Annotated in this window: 2 protein-coding genes; both read right to left on the bottom strand. The window is 43.0% G+C overall.

Translation table 11 applies throughout. From position 1 onward, the window contains the following. Positions 1-141 precede the first annotated feature (141 nt). Positions 142-327 carry a hypothetical protein gene (locus AC27KT_RS19745; protein ID WP_487132779.1) on the bottom strand — a complete coding sequence of 62 codons (186 nt, stop codon included), beginning with the start codon at positions 325-327 and terminating at the stop codon, positions 142-144. Between the two features lie 33 nt (positions 328-360). Next, positions 361-603: a hypothetical protein gene (locus AC27KT_RS19740; protein WP_474859977.1), complete on the bottom strand. Its 243-nt coding sequence runs from the start codon at positions 601-603 to the stop codon at positions 361-363. Positions 604-765 lie beyond the last annotated feature (162 nt).

The raw sequence follows: 765 nt of genomic DNA, 5'->3' as shown, positions 1-765 counted from the left end.
TTTCCAATAACGGGCGCAGACATGTGGGGCATAATGGCGCAGCCGCCCCGCGTGTATGCGTCCCAGCGAACGCAGTGAGTGTGTTGATTGGGTTGTTATATGACAATGCTAAAACAACCTAAAATTAATAACGACGACGCTTTAAACGAGAACCTTCTTTTTAAAAAAAAGAGTATAGCTAACCATGAGCCAGTCATAGTTTACAGAAACAAGTTCCCAGCCTTTATTACCCATATTACCGCATAGTTCTTCTAATTCTGTGAGCTTTGTGGAGCGCAGTTTGAATACTCCACCTACAGTTTTTACTTCGTATTTAAAACTATCCATATTTGAAAGCGACTCTTGTCATATAACTTTAAGCTAAGGGGCGCTAGCATGTGGGCTAAAATCCGAACGAAGTGAGTCAGCCCACATGTTAGCGTCCCAGCGACCGAAGGGAGTGAACTTGAGCGCTTTGTTAGAAGCAGAGCCAGTCCCTTTGGCCTTATTAAAAACTAATGAAGCCAGCATACGATTGATTATTAACACAAACAAGTAAAACGATAGCGCAGTGATGTTTTTGATTTGACTGAAGCAAGCCGCCATTTGAACTGCCAAACGCATTGGCGCTTACTAACGGTAAATAAGAACTTGGCGATAAAGCGCCTAATGCGCAACCACAGTATTTAAAGCGGCGACATTAAACCTTCCAAAAGCCAGGGCGATGCTGGTGAAAACAGGCGAGGGTAGTTTTACTGGGATTTTTATAAAGCCAAACGAAGTTTA

Source organism: Alteromonas sp. 5NW40-0090, from assembly GCF_057552975.1.
Note: the sequence above shows the minus strand (reverse complement) of the source record. Positions and strands in the feature narration are given on the sequence as shown.